General features: G+C 33.8%; 10 protein-coding genes. 4 read left to right on the forward strand and 6 right to left on the reverse strand.

Going from position 1 to position 17,573, the window contains the following annotated elements; translation table 11 throughout:
- Positions 1-222 precede the first annotated feature (222 nt).
- Positions 223-2,532 carry a carbamoyltransferase HypF gene (hypF, locus tag RGRSB_RS06185; RefSeq protein ID WP_119260297.1) on the forward strand — a complete coding sequence of 770 codons (2,310 nt, stop codon included), beginning with the start codon at positions 223-225 and terminating at the stop codon, positions 2,530-2,532.
- A 406-nt stretch (positions 2,533-2,938) separates the two neighbouring features.
- Here the strand turns inward: hypF and RGRSB_RS10140 are convergent, their stop codons facing one another.
- Positions 2,939-3,088 (reverse strand): hypothetical protein, encoded by a 150-nt coding sequence (locus RGRSB_RS10140; RefSeq protein ID WP_172582057.1) that lies wholly within the window; start codon positions 3,086-3,088, stop codon positions 2,939-2,941.
- A 132-nt stretch (positions 3,089-3,220) separates the two neighbouring features.
- On the opposite strand from RGRSB_RS10140, the gene RGRSB_RS10145 reads away from it, so the two are divergent.
- Both RGRSB_RS10145 and RGRSB_RS06190 read left to right on the forward strand, forming a co-directional pair.
- A complete protein-coding gene (locus tag RGRSB_RS10145) occupies positions 3,221-3,391 on the forward strand; it encodes a hypothetical protein (protein WP_172582058.1) in 171 nt (56 codons plus the stop codon).
- Positions 3,392-3,625: 234 nt separating this feature from the next.
- Positions 3,626-3,880, forward strand: coding sequence for a HypC/HybG/HupF family hydrogenase formation chaperone (locus tag RGRSB_RS06190; RefSeq protein WP_119260298.1), 255 nt, complete (start codon positions 3,626-3,628; stop codon positions 3,878-3,880).
- A gap of 748 nt (positions 3,881-4,628) precedes the next feature.
- Here RGRSB_RS06190 and RGRSB_RS06195 read toward each other — a convergent pair.
- From RGRSB_RS06195 to RGRSB_RS06220, 5 genes are all read right to left on the reverse strand, one after another.
- Positions 4,629-5,600 carry a heme o synthase gene (locus RGRSB_RS06195; protein WP_119260299.1) on the reverse strand — a complete coding sequence of 324 codons (972 nt, stop codon included), beginning with the start codon at positions 5,598-5,600 and terminating at the stop codon, positions 4,629-4,631.
- A 107-nt stretch (positions 5,601-5,707) separates the two neighbouring features.
- Complete coding sequence (locus tag RGRSB_RS06200; protein ID WP_119260300.1) at positions 5,708-6,670, reverse strand: COX15/CtaA family protein; 963 nt, start codon at positions 6,668-6,670, stop codon at positions 5,708-5,710.
- 1,070 nt (positions 6,671-7,740) lie between these two features.
- Positions 7,741-8,634, reverse strand: coding sequence for a tRNA (adenosine(37)-N6)-dimethylallyltransferase MiaA (gene miaA / locus RGRSB_RS06205; RefSeq protein WP_119260301.1), 894 nt, complete (start codon positions 8,632-8,634; stop codon positions 7,741-7,743).
- 2,145 nt (positions 8,635-10,779) lie between these two features.
- Positions 10,780-12,492 carry an ABC-F family ATP-binding cassette domain-containing protein gene (locus RGRSB_RS06215; protein ID WP_119260302.1) on the reverse strand — a complete coding sequence of 571 codons (1,713 nt, stop codon included), beginning with the start codon at positions 12,490-12,492 and terminating at the stop codon, positions 10,780-10,782.
- A 159-nt stretch (positions 12,493-12,651) separates the two neighbouring features.
- Positions 12,652-12,957 (reverse strand): hypothetical protein, encoded by a 306-nt coding sequence (locus RGRSB_RS06220; protein WP_119260303.1) that lies wholly within the window; start codon positions 12,955-12,957, stop codon positions 12,652-12,654.
- A gap of 2,081 nt (positions 12,958-15,038) precedes the next feature.
- Between RGRSB_RS06220 and gyrB the strand changes: the two genes are divergently transcribed.
- Positions 15,039-16,964, forward strand: coding sequence for a DNA topoisomerase (ATP-hydrolyzing) subunit B (gene gyrB, locus RGRSB_RS06225; RefSeq protein WP_119260304.1), 1,926 nt, complete (start codon positions 15,039-15,041; stop codon positions 16,962-16,964).
- Positions 16,965-17,573: the final 609 nt, after the last annotated feature.

Raw genomic sequence — 17,573 nt, forward strand, 5'->3', positions numbered from 1 at the left:
ATTTCACTGATAAATTAAGATACAGCAGATTAAACTTGAATAAAATATAAAAAGTCTAGAGACATAATAGAAAAGTCAGATGATTAAGGTAGACAGGATTAGCAAACAGTTAAGTATGCAATAATTTATCAATCTTTCGGTTGCCGTCAGCTTTATTTAAGTCCCGGGAATGAGAGCCGCTAATTTTTTTTTGAATTTTCTTTGCTAGTTTTTAGAATGTAAATGATTAAACAACGATTAAAATTGCTAATATTTGGGACAGTTCAAGGAGTAGGATTTCGCCCTTTTATTTATCGATTAGCCACAGAATTGAATCTTACAGGATGGGTTTATAATTCTTCGTCAGGGGTATCTATTGAAGTAGAAGGAGAATCCAAGATACTAAAAGAATTTTTATCAAGAATACAAACAGAAAAGCCACCGCGATCACACATTCAATCAATAAAAACCACTTATTTAGATTATATCGGGTACACCACCTTTGACATTCATCACAGCGTCAGTGGAGAAAAAAATGCCATTATTCCAGCTGATTTAGCCACCTGTCCTGACTGTTTACGAGATATTTTTGACCTCCAAAATCGACGATATGGCTATCCTTTCACTAACTGCACTAATTGCGGTCCGCGTTATACCATCATTGAAACTTTACCTTATGATCGTCCTCAAACTACCATGAAAGAGTTTTCTATGTGTTCTGAGTGTCGACAGGAATATGAAAACCCTCATGATCGTAGATTTCACGCTCAACCGAATGCATGTCCCTGTTGTGGTCCTCAATTAGCTCTTTGGGATAAACAAGGAAATAGTATAGCTATTCAAGATTCAGCCCTTAAAATTGCAGTAAATTCTATAAAAGAAGGAAAAATCATAGCAGTTAAAGGGTTAGGAGGATTCCATCTAATGACTGATGGAAGTAACCCTGATGCTATTAGGCAACTACGACAGCGCAAAGTCCGCCCGCAAAAACCCTTTGCTTTAATGTATCCATCTCTTGAGTTAATTAAACACCATTGTCAGGTTAGTCCTCTAGAAGAAGAATTATTAACCTCTCCTGAATCTCCTATTGTTTTACTCAAACGTAGATCGGATTGTATCAACTTATGGGAGTCTATCGCTCCGAATAATCCCTATTGGGGAGTTATGTTACCCTATACTCCTTTACATCATTTGTTACTTTTAAATCTAAAATTTCCTTTAGTTGCCACCAGTGGGAACATCTCCGATGAGTCCATCTGTATTGATGAAGGCGAAGTAATAGAAAGACTAGGACATATTGCAGATGTATTTTTAGTCCACAATCGTCCTATTCTAAGACCTGTAGATGATTCTGTAGTTCGCGTTATGGCAGGGCGAGAAATAGTCTTCCGTCGCGCAAGAGGATATACACCTTTTCCCATTATTCTGGAGTTAGAAAGCAAAAGGCAAAATACAGAAGTTGAACATTCACCTCCATCCATCTCCCTTCTAGCAACCGGCAGTCAGTTAAAAAACACGGTAGCTATTTTACGTGGTAATCAAGTCTTTATTAGTCAACATGTTGGAGATTTAAGTAAATGTCAAGCTTTAAGTGCATTTTATCAGGCGATAGATAGTTTAAAAAGACTGTATGATTTTGAACCTGAAATTATCGCTTGTGATGCACATCCGGATTACTTTTCAAGTCAATTTGCTCAGTCCCAAGGTTTTCCAGTAGTCAAGGTCCAACATCATTATGCTCATGTTCTCTCCTGTATAGCAGAAAATGGAATTACTGCACCTGTTTTAGGAGTTGCTTGGGATGGCACAGGCTATGGAGAAGATGGTACTATCTGGGGGGGAGAGTTTTTGTTAATTACTGATAATAGTTACCAACGAGTTGCTCATTTTCGACCTTTTAAATTGCCTGGAGGACATCGGGCAGTTAAAGAACCGAGGCGTATTGCTTTAGGCATACTTTATGAAGTTTTTGGGTCTTTTGATGGCTTAGAAATATTTCCATCATTCAAAGATTTTTCTAATCAAGAATTAAAATTAATTCAGCAGATGTTATCTCATAATTTGAATGCTCCGCTAACTTCAAGTGTGGGACGGCTTTTTGATGGGGTGGCTTCTATTTTGGGTATTTGTCAACAGACTAGTTTTGAGGGGCAAGGAGCGATGGATTTAGAATACAGAGCCATCAATTATAAAACAGATAAAATCTATCCCTATGAAATATTAGGAGACGATTTCCCTTTAATTGTTGATTGGCAACTAATTATAAAGGGAATTTTAGACGATCTTTTAGTGCATTCCTCTATTGAAGAAATTTCATCTAAATTTCAGAATACCCTAGTTGAGATAATAATTGAAATCTCTCAAATTATCTCAGAAAAAAAAGTTATTTTAACAGGGGGATGTTTTCAAAATAAATATTTAACTGAACAAGCAATCAGTCGATTAAATCAAGAACAGTTAATTCCTGTATGGCATCGAAAAGTGCCTCCAAATGATGGTGGAATTGCTTTAGGACAAATTATTGCAGGGATAAGGCGAACACTAAACCAATAAAATCCAATGTTGGCTAACATTTTTTTAGAAATAATTAACGAGGAATTGTTACTTTCTTATTGTGTTGCCATAATTGACTTAACCTAATATGGTTTGTACGAAATTAATATAAATAATTTGGCAAATAAAATAGACTAAAAATACACCGCCATAACTGCCAATAAAGAAACGTAAGCAAATTCTATAAAACCTTCTTAGATACCGAGTTCTTCAGAAACTTTCGAAGTGGTTAGTAGGGTTTCAGTAAGTTGAGTAATCCCCACAAAAGCGTATATAGATAAAAAAATTGTCAAAATAGCTACTATACTTAACAATAGCTGATAACGTTATTTTACTAACTATCTCAGTGTTCCGCAAAAGACCTAGCAAAGCAAAAGAGACATAGAGGAAATAACCGTAGCCAATTTTAACCCAAGACAGTTAGAAGATAATCCTTAGCGATAGGCACGTATGTTTCTGATAAACGTGACGGAAAACCCTCAAGAATTACCTTAAGAATTAAGGGGAATGGCAAGGTTGCTAACTTGGGAGTCTCCGCCATGCCAACTGCGTCCATTCTCATGTCAATACTTCACTTCGATGTAAGTCGTTAAACTTTCCTGAAGTATATTCAATGTACCGCTCTCTTTAAACTTCTTTACTTTAATTGTTCTATTGAGCTAAGATTAATAGTAACGTTTTTTATGTTATGATGCTAACCGTTACTGGACAATCATGGTGTTATACTCATAGATTAGTAAATGCAGAACAAGATGCAAGTTACATGTTCCTCCCCAGTTACTTACTTGCCCGTGGTTTTGGTTCCCATGTCTGCTGCTCTTGTCTTTGTAGTGATAAGACTTTTATTCATCTGAGTTGAAAACGAAGCATAGTTTCATCTTTATCTATTTTTTTATTGATGATTTCTTCTTATTAAGAGAAAAATTGATAGCTTGGTTAAAAACTAAAAAAAAGTTAGCGGACTGTACTCGCCAACAGTTTTCTATGAAAAAATAAAGGTTTACCTTATAAGGAGATTTTAACAGTTTAGAGACAGAGCAATTTTATTTCTAAAGTCTGTTAGTGGGTAGTTTTTTTTGGAGGACGAGATAAGATGTGTTTAGCTGTTCCAGGGAAAGTTATCAGTATCATTGGTGATGAACCTTTGATGAAAAAAGGAAGAGTAAGTTTTGGTGGAATCATTAAAGAAGTTAGCTTAGCTTATGTTCCTAATGTTGAAGTAGGTAATTATGTGATTGTTCATGTAGGATTTGCTCTCAGTATTTTGGATGAGGAAGCTGCGCAAAAAAGTTTAGCTGAATTTAAAGAAATGGAGACAATTTTACAGTCAGACAGCAATAAGTTATGAGTTGTGAAAACTATATTTAAGTTTAGGAGAATGCTAGGATGGAACATTTGAAATTTCTTATGAATCATTCCTGGTCACTATAGTAATAATCCCACAATTGGGAGAATATGAAGATTACTTGTTAACCTAAATTCGAGAAGATTTATGGGTCATGGGCACTGTCGTTATTCTCAATATTTAAGTCAAAACGCGAAGGGATTGATGATTATATAAAAATAATAATCTCTAACAATCAGAACTTAAATTGTTGCTTGATAAAGAGTATAAGGTAAAGTCAGCTCATCTTTTGCTCTTAACATAGAAGAAATTTTTTAGGTAATAAATAGATATTAGCTATCGGCTAGATATGAGCTATCGACTAAACCAAAAGTTTGATAGGATTGTCTCAGATATTTCAATTTCAAGAATACTTATAAAGTCTTATAAAGTGTAATTTTATTAAAATAGTTTTACTAACTTCTGCTTCATCTTAATATTTGTGACAAAAATTAATTAAAGTTATTTTCGATGGTTTTCAAGTATATCCTTCAAAAGAGAACAGGATCAAAATTCTACTCAAATCTTCGACAGAAATAGTCCATATCACAAAACACTTTGGTTTTATCAAGATAAAATTTCATGTTCATCGCCCGAAATCTTGATACATACTTTTTCCGACACAGAAACTGGTCTTGAGACAAAAAGAAGTCACCGGTCAGAATACCCTATACCTTCTCAGGGTAGGGTATTCTGACAGAAAAATCTTAGATCACCCGAAGGAAATTAAATTAATCAACGTCTTCAAATTATCTCCGACAGTTGCAACCAATTGATGAGTCACAGCTAGACTATCAAGAACCATTCCTGTGCACAGAAGCATTAAGTAAAAGATGGAAAATTTAAACAGTGATCGCGCTAATTCTTGATTGAAGGGATCTTGTTTTAACTGCCAAGCTTTCTCGATAAATTTTACCCCTAAAACCACTGCGATCGTCCCATAAATTATTCCAGATACTCCTAAGGGATAAACCAGAAGGAAAGTGCAAGGAATAACCAGCAAAGTATACCACCAAATTTTACGGACTGTAGACTCTTCTCCTTCTACTACCGGCATCATAGGAATATTGACCTGAGCATAATCTTCTTTGAGCATCAACGCCAACGCCCAGAAATGGGGAGGAGTCCACAGGAAAATAATGGTAAATAAAACCCAAGAGGCCCAACTTAAATCCCCTGTTACTGCAGCCCAACCCACCAGAGGAGGGATAGAACCAGCTGCCCCACCAATGACAATGTTTTGGGTACTGTTACGCTTGAGAAAGTGGGTATACACCAGCATATAGAAAATAATGCCGGACATAGCTAATAAACCACTGAAAACATTGATAAATAAAGCAAAAAGGCAAAAAGATAAAATGGCAAGTATGACAGCAAAAATGAAGGCATGGCGTGACTGTACTCGTCCAGAAGGGATAGGGCGGGCCCGAGTCCGTAACATTTCATAATCAATATCACGGTCATAAATGCAGTTCATTACCTGGGCTGAAGCAGCGGCAAGAGTTCCGCCTAATAAGGTAATAAATAAGGTAAATAGATCCACCCGGCCTCCACCAGCAATCCACATGGCGGCAGTAGTGGTGATCAATAATAGGGGAATAATACGGGGTTTGGTTAGCTGATAATAGCTTTTTACAACTTGTAGCCAGTTTTCATTACGGGGGGCAACATCAGTCCCAATCATTAATACACACCAAATTCTGTTGATTTACTTGAGTTTTTGTCAGTTATTGTTCTTGAAGCATTGATGAGAACAGAACTTCTTTTGAAACCTAAAATCGGTCAAAGGTTTTAATTCTGACTTCTAACTTCTAACTTCTGTGCATTCGCACCGCACGGAAGCGAGGAACTTCTGACATCGCGAATGGCTAACGTTGTCAAGGCGACTAACGTACCAAAGAGGGCAGCACCACAGGTATGGTGAGCCACAGTTAAAGGTTCTACTTGTAGATGTAATCGGAAAGTGGCAACCCCCAACAAGATTTGTAGGGCAACAATGCCTCCAGTAACCCAAGCAAGTTTTCGTAACCAAGGATGGAGGGCAGAGGTACGCCAAGCGATAAACACAACGCTGAGGGTAGCAACAGTAGCTGGAAAAACACCAATGATATGGCTATTCATCACGGCACATAGTTGCGAACCTCCAAAACATTGATGTACCGCCCATCGAGACCCCACTAAGGCTCCCAACAAACATTGTAGGTAGACTAAAGTAACGGCGATGGTTGCTCCCCAACTTAGTTTTTTGGCGTTGGTAGTTCCTTGATAGGGTATAAGACACACAGCAATAACAATAAGAGTTCCTAAGAAGAGTAAGGCGGTTCCAAGATGGGCTGTGACAATATCAAACCGTAGCAATTGAGTCACTGTAAGTCCTCCTAAAACTCCTTGGAAGACAATTAACCCCAATGCACTTACCGATGCCCAAGGTAGCCATTTGGGGAGTTCTTTGCGAAACCACCATGAAAGTCCGACAAGAACAAGAGTACTCAAGCCAATGAGAGAGGCATCGAGACGATGGAACCATTCTAGGAACACTTGTAGATTCATCTGTTGACTGGGAACCAATTGACCATAGCATAATGGCCAGTCAGGACAGGCAAGACCTGCATTCATTACTCGTGTAGCACTGCCCACTGCCATCAAAAGTAAAGTAGCAATGGTGATTTTCCAAATAAGAAAACGCATCCATTTCTGGACTCGGGGGCAGTCGCCAGTAACTTTGATTTGGGATTGAATAACCGAATCTGTCATAGCATCCTAATGCTTTGTTAAACATTATTATGTCTTCATAGTGAGTGTTTACTCTCTTTGAAGATAGGTTTGGTTTAATACAGCTAGTCAGATTCTACTGAACAGTTTATCTTTCTTGCATCAATTAGTATAAAGGTTTTGATATATTCCAGATTCGGTTAACAATTGCTTTACATAACTTTACATTAAAAGGATAAATCATTGCTTTAACTTTTTCTAAAAAGAATATTGCATGAGTTTATGCTAGAGTTAGTATGGGACGATAAGCCAAAATTAATTTATGGAAAAGACAACTCAAATTTTACTTTTTTTCCTGATTCAACTCAGAGAAAGTATCAGATAGAAATTAAGAGAAAAGAGATAAGTTATTAGAGATAAGTTATTAAAGACCAAGACTTAAACTCAAATCATCATTATCACTAAAATCGTGAGAACTTCTTTTTTGGAAAAAAACTATACTACAACTATCCAGTTTTTATGAGTATATACAGAATTGAAAGGTAATTTACTGGTGTTTGGTTACAAAAAAATCTATAGATTATCCGCTGTTTCAACTACTAATTGAAGGCGGTTTTTCGGTTAAGTGTAATAATTTTTTTTCAGGATACTGCGAACTTTCTTCTTTATTTTGAATTTTTTGTTATCTTAACAAATGGAGAATATCAAGGTAAAGTCTAAGCCATTGTAAGAAAAATAGCTGAAGTAAAGAATAGACAAGCCTAACTATACAGTCGTAGTTTTTTCTCTTTGAGAGTTCGAAGAAGTTAAATTTATTACAATATTATTTTCTTTATTGTCATTACCTTATTGGGTCTTGAATCGAACTAATTATTTAGAACAGCTTTAACTTCTTGACCAACTTCTTGACCAACTTTTTAAACAACTATTCTTGAAATATATCTCCCTATTAATGTTATTTCATCACTTACATTTAGATTGGGTAGTTTTTTGCAGAGATGTAAAAAAATATTAATCCAATTAATAAAAAATCATAATTTATTTCTTAAATATCGCACAATTATTTCCATAAGCTGACTAAAATAAAACCATATATTATTTGTTTTTTTCATTTAGTAAGATATTAACTTAGACCAAACCTCTTCTACAAAACTGGGTGAATTTATATCAAACCATTCAATTTCTCCATAGGCGCGAAACCAAGTTTTCTGATGTTTTGCAAATTGACGGGTGTGTAAAACAATTGCTGTTTTAGCTTCGGCTAAAGACAGATCTCCCTGAAGATATCGTTTGATTTCCGAGTATCCTAGGGTATTTAATAATGGTAAATTCCAACCGTATTTTTGAGTAATTTTTTCAACTTCTTCAACTAACCCCATGCTAACCATGTCTTCAGTTCGCTTTTCAATTCGTTTTTGTAAATATTTTGACTCACAATATAACCCAATTTGTACGATAGGATAAGAGGGTGGATCCTCCCCTTGTTGTTCAGAAATAGGGTACCCTGTGACGTAAAATACTTCTAAAGCACGGAGAGTTCTTACTTTATCATTGGGGTGAATTTTACTGGCAGCAATAGGATCAACTTGCTTTAATTTTGCATAACATTGTGATTGACCTAAAACATTGAATTGTGATCGTAATTGAGGTTGAAAGGCCACTCTAGGAATCTTCAACCCTCGTACAATCGATTTGATGTACAAACCTGTCCCGCCTACTAAGAAAGGGGGAGATAGAGGAGAAGCTAACTTAATTAACGATTGTGCTTGTTCTTGATATTGAGCTAACGTAAATGTTTGTGTTGGTTCACAGATATCAATCAGATAATGGGGAACTAAAGCTTGTTGGTCCAAAGTTGGTTTGGCTGTTCCAATATCAAATTCTCGATAAACTTGACGCGAGTCAGCACTAATAATAAAGGAATTAAAGCGTTGAGCTAATTGACAGGCTAACCCTGACTTGCCTGTGGCCGTTGCACCACAGATAACAATTAAACGAGTTTGCATAAAAACCTACTAGAAATCTGTTAATATCTGACAATATTCTATCGAGAATAAAAACATGATTGGGAGTATCAGGCAGTTTTCGCTACAAAGCTGTCATCAATAAAATTATGATTAAGTTCAAGAGGTACTTCTCTTTGGATTTGATGTTGATAATCAATAGTATGTTTTTTATCAATTTTTGAAGTTTTCTCCTTGCTATTTTCGTATCTATCTCTAGGTATTTTTTTCCATAGGTTATTAATCTGTCCCTACAATGGGATTCGATTTTAAACTCTTATAAGATTTTTTAAAGTTTCAGGAATAATTAACCCTTTCTTTTACTAAATAAATTAAGCTAATATTCTCTCTATTAAGGAGTAATAGAGAGAATATTAGCTCTTATCAATTACTTTTATTTTCTACATAACTCCGTATCTTATATAGTTCTAAATCCTTTATTAATGATTTTAACTTCTATTTGATTCTTAGCCTTACCTCAATTAGCACTCATAATTCTTCAGAATTAATGGGTTTCAATAAATGTTTATTGACTCTTGTGATAAATGGTGCTTCTTTTAATTTGTTAATTACTATTTTCGTATTTACTTATAAGCACACTAGCTGCGTCCATAGTTCCACTGCCACTGCGTAATATTTTAGTTTTTAAAACGATGTCTTTGTTTTCCTCCTGTTAAAAATTTATATTTAAAGACATTATTAGACTGATAATGAGGACAAGGTATAGAAATGAAAGTTATTCTCATAATGAGAATAATTTAAAATATAAACTGTAAAGTTTTATCGATATCTGACCTTTCTGTAAACGCAAAAAAGTAACATCATTTGTAAAAGTTCTGATAGCTACCTCTTATTTTTATAAATCATCATATTGTATCGGTTTTCTGCTCTTTATTTTTAGAGATTACTTCATATTCATTTCATAAATCATATTTTAATTAATCTGCTAATGGGTAACTCTTAAATATTCTTTATTTTTGAATGAGACGTCTAGAAATTTTTTAAAAATTATGTTTTCTGATAGATTCACCCTATTTACAAGTTTTTTAACTTGCTGTTCTCTTGTATATAAAGATAGCATTTGTGCTTTTGTTGTGTTGAATAGAAATAATTTTGGGGTTGTAAGTTAACTTTAATAGTTTTTACTTTTAAAGTTAAATAAACTAAGTTATTATACAGATTTCTATCTAGTAATTGTTCTTTATTTAACTACTTTTATACTTTATATTTGTTCCAGTTCATTTACTTGAATTCGTCAAAGGATGTTAAAACATAGACACAATAACAATTGTTCGTGTTAAAGATTAATGTAAAAAAACTCCTGAATATGATCCCAATGAAAGTGATTAAAAAAACAAATGAGCCGTTGCTGGCATTTCAGAATAACTATTGGTTTTCCTCAGTTTTTCAACCATGTTCCTCTATTAAGAAATTAGCTGTTCTTTCCCTACCTGTATTTCCACTCTAGATTTAGATACATAGAAAGTACGATAAATGTTGTTATCGAACAGACTAACGACATCGCCGGATGAGGTTTTCTTATTTTTGTTAGATATGAAAAATCCCAATTTCTATGAACGGTTAGAAATTTGTGTGCGAAACAATCAGAAATTACATGAAATTCAAATGTTTAATAATTTTGTATCTATCGGGCTGTTACATTAATTGCTTTTCTCTGCTTATAATGCGTAGTAATTAGTATTTTTGTACTTACAAACCAATTTGTGTTAATCAATCAGCAGGAATTGTTCGTTAAATTTTTTTTGAGTTTAATCTAACACTCTCTATCAAGAGGACTTGATTGTATGACTATTGAGTACACTGGTGTTTGAAGTTTTTGAACAAAATTTCCTCGGTCTCCAAGTAATTGCTAATCAAACTTTACATTAACTTAGCAATAAGTGTATAGTTATCTGTTTTGTCTGGAGTTAGCTTAATCTAGATGAGGTTTTATATCCATAGCACCACACCTCAATAAATACTGCCTCTAGTATAGAGCTGCTACTTCCCTATTTTCCTATAACTTCCTGTTGAACTTACGTTGACTGATTGAAGTTATATTGACTGAGGCTGTCTTATTGAATGTTATTGTTCCTCGAGGTTAAGTTAAAGAAAAGCTCAATAGAAAATTTTTACAAGAAATGTCGATTATGTCTTGGCTTTCTTAGGTTTAACTTTTTCTTTCTGTTTATCTCGTTTTGCTGCTACTTTAGCTGCTTTTTCGGCTTTTATTCTCTCTTTCTCTACTTTTTGTCTTTCCTCTTCTTTCTTATCTAGATAAAAATGATAATTACCTGGATAAACTATTAATTCTCCTTCTTGAATTTCAACAATTTTATTAGCGACTTGAGAAATAAAGTAGCGATCATGAGATACGCATAAAACCGTTCCTTCATATTTAGATAATGCTTCTTCAAGCATTTCTTTAGCTGGAATATCTAGGTGATTGGTTGGCTCATCAAGAACTAATAAATTAGCAGGTTTCAGCAACATTTTAAGCAAGGCAAGTCGGGCTTTTTCTCCTCCACTTAACCCTTCGACTTTCTTAAACACTGTTTCTCCACTAAAAAGAAATCGACCTAACAAAGAACGAATCTTTGTATTAGTCCAATCAGGGACTTCATCATGAACCGTATTTATAACAGTTTTAGTTAAGTCTAATGCCTCAGCTTGGTTCTGTTCAAAATATCCTGGAATAACGTTATATTTTCCTAGATTTACCTCTCCCCCATCAGCTTTTTCTATATTTATAATTAAGCGTAGTAGAGTTGATTTTCCAGCTCCATTGGGACCGAGTACGGCGATACGATCACCTCGTTCTACGAATAAACTTGCCCCTAAGAAAAGAATCTTATTTTCATAACCATGGACCAAGTCTTTAATGATAACAACCTCACGTCCACTAGTAGGAGCTGGAGGAAATTCAAACTGTAAGGTTTTAACATTAGCCGTGGGAGCCTCTACAACTTCCATTTTTTCAAGTTGCTTTTCACGACTTTTTGCTTGAGTACTACGAGTTGCACTGGCTCGAAAACGGTCAACAAACTCCTGTTGTTTTTGTCTTTCTTTCTGTTGCCGTTGATACGTATTCTCTTGAACCTCTCGACTAAGAATTTTTTGTTGAAGATAATCAGAATAATTTCCGACATAAGTACTAGAAACGCCACGCTCCGTTTCAACAATTTTTGTACATAAGCGGTCTAAAAATTCCCGTTCATGGGAAACAATTACCATTGGAAGATTTAGTCCTTTGAGATATTTTTCAACCCATTCAATGGTTTCCAAATCTAGATGGTTTGTTGGTTCATCAAGTAGTAAAATATCAGGGTCCTGTAAGAGAATTTTACCTAAACTCATCCGCATTTGCCAACCACAGCTAAAGGAACTTACTAGACGCTCACCATCTTCAAGTTTAAAGCCCATTTCCGGTAATATTTTGGCAATAGCCGCATCGAGAAAATAACCATCAAGGGCTTCAAATTCTCTTTGTAATTTATCTAGTTTATGAATTAGTTTATCTAATTTATCAGTATCTGCAACCTCCATCTGGTGTTGAACTCTGGTCAATTCTTGGTAGACTTGATTAGCTTGTTCAAATGCAGTCCAGAATTCTTCATGAACAGTCCGACTTGGTTCCACCTCAAATTCTTGGGTTAAATAACCGATTTTTAAATTTCCTGGCCGAACTACTTCTCCAGAAGTAGGTTCTACTTGTCCCATAATAATCTTGAGTTGGGTAGATTTCCCCGCCCCATTTGCTCCAACTAACCCGACTCGTTCTCCTGGGTTGATTTCCCAAGTAATGTTTTTTAGCACTTCTGCAGTTTGGTAAATTTTACTGATGTTTTCTAGTCGCAGCATAATGATTCTCCGTCTAAATTTAGATACTAAAGTGTACTATCTGTAATACAGGGTATAGCAGAACTTAGCAAGTGTTCAAGTCAGGATCAAAATCTCTTCTAGACCTAGATTCGAGCAAGAAGTATTTTTAAACTCATGTTTTGACTACTTATAGTACTCTTACCAAGAGTAATTAAAACAATTTACCCAGCAGAATGGCGGTAAGTTTTTCCTAGCTACTGTTCTAATGAGGTGTGTTCTATTAAATAGATTTTTTACGACAGAACACATCACTTCTAGTTTAGAAACTATATTATGAAAGTCTATAAACATGACTTTGCTACTTTCATTATTGCCAATACTAACTTCTATGTCTAAATAGTTCTGAGCCAAAACAAATTGTAGAGCTTCATGGACATTATCGGTGCTTATGTTTTGTGATACAATCGCCAAAGTTTTGGCAATTGCTTCTGCTTCTAAAAGCATTGCTTGAATTTCTCTTTGGGCTGAATTAATATTAGAGTCTCGTTTACCTTATGAGTTTAAAATAGCTGTCTGTTCTTGACGTTCAGCAGTCGTTTGTGATTTTATAGAGTCTCGAACTACTTTTGAGGGGACAATATCATACGATTCTATGCGGGTTATTTTAACTCCTCAGATATCTGTGGAAATGTTTAATTTAAGTTCTAGAAGTGAAAGTTTGATTAAATTTAAATCTACTCATTTTCGAAAAAATTAAGGAATATATTGGCGGAAGTATTGATTGGTTTCTATCAGAAAATTTTGCTTTTCAAGAAAACCCCTTAAAAATAATTATTTTTATCAAAATTAGTACAATTTTTGTTATTTTTTATTAAAAATTTGCCACGAAAATAGAAATAATTACTAGGTTAATTTTCTCCATTAGGAGAATACTAATACTTATAATAAAAACAACAGAACCAATGAATACCGCTTAGATAAAATCTGTTATATAATAACAGTAATTAACTATAGTAGAAAGTAACTGAACGGTAGGATGTCTTTCACATCATAACTGCTTATATTATTAACGTAAGTTCTCAAACTAAAAATCTAATTTCAATCCTATTTTTGCTTGATTAATATCGACAATATTATCTTCATCTTTTTTTAAAAAATCTATCTCAATGTTTTAACTACATGTTAAATAATTATAATTTCTATTTAAAAAAAATTATTTTTACTACACTGAATTAGTGTTACTTCTAATTTTATTTTTAGTTCTGGTAGTCTAGTAATGGGTAAATTAATTTCTTTGTTCATGGTTAAATGAGGTGTAGAAAAAAAATAGATATGTGAAAGAATTTAAAATAAATTAAATTAAATACTGAAATTATCAATGACACTTATTTTTAGCATAAATAGGATTATCTAATTTAACAAGTAGTGCAATCATTTTCAATTCTAAAATAGAAGGATTTTAAATGATAAAGTATTCAGTTAAATTTGTAAATTTATTAATTTTTTCGTCTAATTATAGATATATATGATACTTATTTTAAATATTTAAGTATGATTTTGTATTAGTATTTACTAAATTAATACTGTAAGCGCTCTAATTTTAAAAATTAGTAGTTGCGGCATAGAATCACTGATAAATATACAAATTAACTATAATTAGCTTTCTTTGAAAAAAATTAGTTTTATACTGTTTTTAGATAATTTTTTCTAAAAAAATATCTACTAAGAATAGTGTTTATCTATTTTCGATAAGTTAATACTGAAAAGATTAAAAATATTAAATTATTTTAATAACTTAGAAGAAGATCTTATTTTTGTCAGCTGTTATAAAAATTAAATTTTACGATAGTAAGAATCTACATTAATAGCTTTTCAGCATATTTTTTTATTCTTATTAGTACTTTTATATTTCAATAGGTAATGGCAAAAACAAGATTAGAACAATAATTATAGAATTCAAGATAACAACACATTGACTGTGAGGAATAGCTTTAGAATATTGCGGTTAGGTTATAGTAGCTTCAGTTAAGCTTATAGTAAGTAATTTTATTATCTAATCTAATGATTTAGGATAATTACTATTTTGATATAAGTAGCGATTACATACCATTGAGAAGTTAAACATGATTGAGCTCAAATAATACAGTTTTTTAACCCATATATTATTTTATATTCTCAAATATTTAAATTTTTTAAAAAAAACGTGATATTTTCTATACAAAAATATCTTAAGACACTACCAATAAGATTAATCAAAATACTTTGTTTTTTTATTTGAAATTTATCAAAATTAGTAATTAAGTATATTAGTTTAGAATAACCTAAAAATAAGTAAATTTTCCCAATTTATTTTTATAAGTCGAGAGTATAGGTCAACAGTTATTGACCTATACATTCAGTCAAAAGTTAAAATTCTCCTCTAAATTTGTCTCTACAATCATTGTCTATACCCAAATAAAAAACTCTCTCCAGACCTCTCTAAAGCAGTCATTAAACCTTATGTGCTAGAATTTTTGAAGATTTTGCCATCGAGGGGTTAGAAGTTCCCCTGTAAGCTATTACTAAGCTATTATTGGGAAAGATTCATGACAACAAGTGATTACGGCGCGCAACAGATACAAGTCCTTGAAGGGTTAGACCCCGTCCGCAAGCGTCCAGGGATGTATATTGGGACTACTGGACCGAGGGGACTTCACCATCTTGTCTATGAGGTCGTCGATAACTCTATAGATGAAGCTTTAGCAGGCTATTGTACTCATATTGGAGTTGATCTAAATCCCGATGGATCTGTCACCATTATAGATAATGGCAGGGGGATTCCCACTGATATTCATCCTACTACGGGCAAATCCGCCTTAGAAACTGTAATGACCGTTCTCCACGCTGGTGGCAAATTCGGAGGAGGAGGTTACAAAGTTTCTGGAGGTTTACATGGAGTTGGAGTTTCTGTAGTCAACGCCTTATCGGAATGGGTAAATGTTAGGGTTTGGCGAGACAAAAAAATTCACACTCAACATTACGAAAGGGGAATTCCCATGGGTTCCTTAGAAGCTAAACCTGATCCTAGCCATCCTACTGGAACCTCTATTTCCTTTTTACCTGATACCCAAATCTTTACGGTAGGCATCGAGTTTGACTATAGTACTTTAGCCGGTCGATTGAGAGAATTAGCTTACCTTAATGCAGGAGTTGAAATTACTTTCAGTGATTATCGACTTAAAGAACCTCACATTGAAATCTATTGTTATGAGGGAGGGATCAAAGAATATGTCACTTATATGTGTCGGCAAAAAGAACCCCTACACCAAGATGTCATTTATGTTTCGGGAGAGAAAAATGGAGTTCAAGTAGAAGTGGCTTTGCAATGGTGTATTGATGCCTATAGTGATAATTTGTTGGGGTTTGCTAATAATATTCGGACGATCGACGGAGGAACTCATTTAGAGGGGTTAAAAACAGTTCTGACTCGGACTATGAATAATATTGCTCGCAAGCGCAACAAAATCAAAGATAATGAGCCTAATTTAGGGGGAGAAAATATCCGAGAAGGATTAACAGGGGTGATTTCTGTGAAAGTTCCTGAACCGGAGTTTGAAGGGCAAACAAAAACGAAATTAGGTAATACAGAAGTTCGGGGAATTGTTGATTCTTTGGTAGGGGAAGTTCTTAATGAATATTTGGAATTTAATCCCCATGTTGTTGATAACATTCTTGAAAAAGCAATTCAGGCTTTCAAAGCAGCAGAAGCAGCACGACACGCCAGAGAATTAGTTCGTCGGAAGTCGGTTTTAGAGTCTTCTCCCTTACCTGGAAAATTAGCAGATTGTAGTACTAGAGATCCTGAAGAAGCAGAAATTTATTTAGTGGAAGGAGACTCCGCAGGAGGAAGTGCCAAACAAGGACGTGATCGTCGTTTTCAAGCTATTTTACCTCTACGAGGAAAAATACTGAATATTGAGAAAACCGATGATGCCAAAATTTACAAGAATAATGAGATTCAATCATTAATTACAGCTCTAGGATTAGGCATTAAAGGAGAAGAATTTGATGACTCTCAATTGCGTTATCATCGAGTAGTTATTATGACTGACGCCGATGTGGATGGTGCACATATCCGAACTCTTTTATTAACCTTTTTCTATCGCTATCAACGGGAATTAATAGACCGTGGTTATATATATATTGCTTGCCCTCCCTTATATAAAGTAGAAAGGGGACGCAATCATACATATTGTTACAATGAGCGAGAATTACAAGAACATCTCCGCAGTTTACCCTCTAATGCTAATTACATTATTCAACGGTTTAAAGGGTTAGGGGAAATGATGCCTGTTCAACTATGGGATACCACTATGAACCCTGAAACTCGTACTATGAAACGTGTAGAAATTGAGGATGCTGCCGAGGCTGATCGTATCTTTACTGTTTTAATGGGTGATCGTGTTGCCCCACGACGAGAATTTATCGAAATCTATGGACCTAAATTAAATCTAACTGATTTAGATATATAACCTTTGTACTGAATGTTCGGTACAGCGTGAATAACCAATGAACATTCAGTACAAATCTATTCCATATTTCAGTTTTTTTCAAAAAAGAGCATAATTGCCCTATATTGATTAATTAAACTTTTTTTAAAAGGTTAATTATTTTCACAACTTTTAGGATTAAGTATTATAAATTAGTAATAAAAATACCAGTTAAACCAGACTATCTTTCTAATTTAATCAAAATTAATTAAGCTATGAGCTCATAGCTTAATTAATTGAATTTTCTTCTTGATTCCTTCTGTCACTACTCAGATAGCTCGATTATCAAAATGATTCGACAATTATTCGGAAAATATTGATAGGTAGTTTCCGTATATTCTGGAAATTTATAGAAAGTCACATCACTCATTATTTGAGTAAAAATTTTTTTTATATTTAATAAATATTCTCTAAATACTACAGACATTTTTTTACTTGTTATATCTTAATTTTTTGTAACTTATAATCTTTTTTTATTAAGTAATAAATATTTTTTATAGCTTATTTTAGCTAGCTTTTTATTTCTTTTTTTGATTTTTCAGTCTTACTGATTTTCCTTACTTATATCTTGAACAAGAATACTAAAATACT

The sequence above is a fragment of the cyanobacterium endosymbiont of Rhopalodia gibberula genome (assembly GCF_003574135.1).
Classification (GTDB): domain Bacteria; phylum Cyanobacteriota; class Cyanobacteriia; order Cyanobacteriales; family Microcystaceae; genus Rippkaea.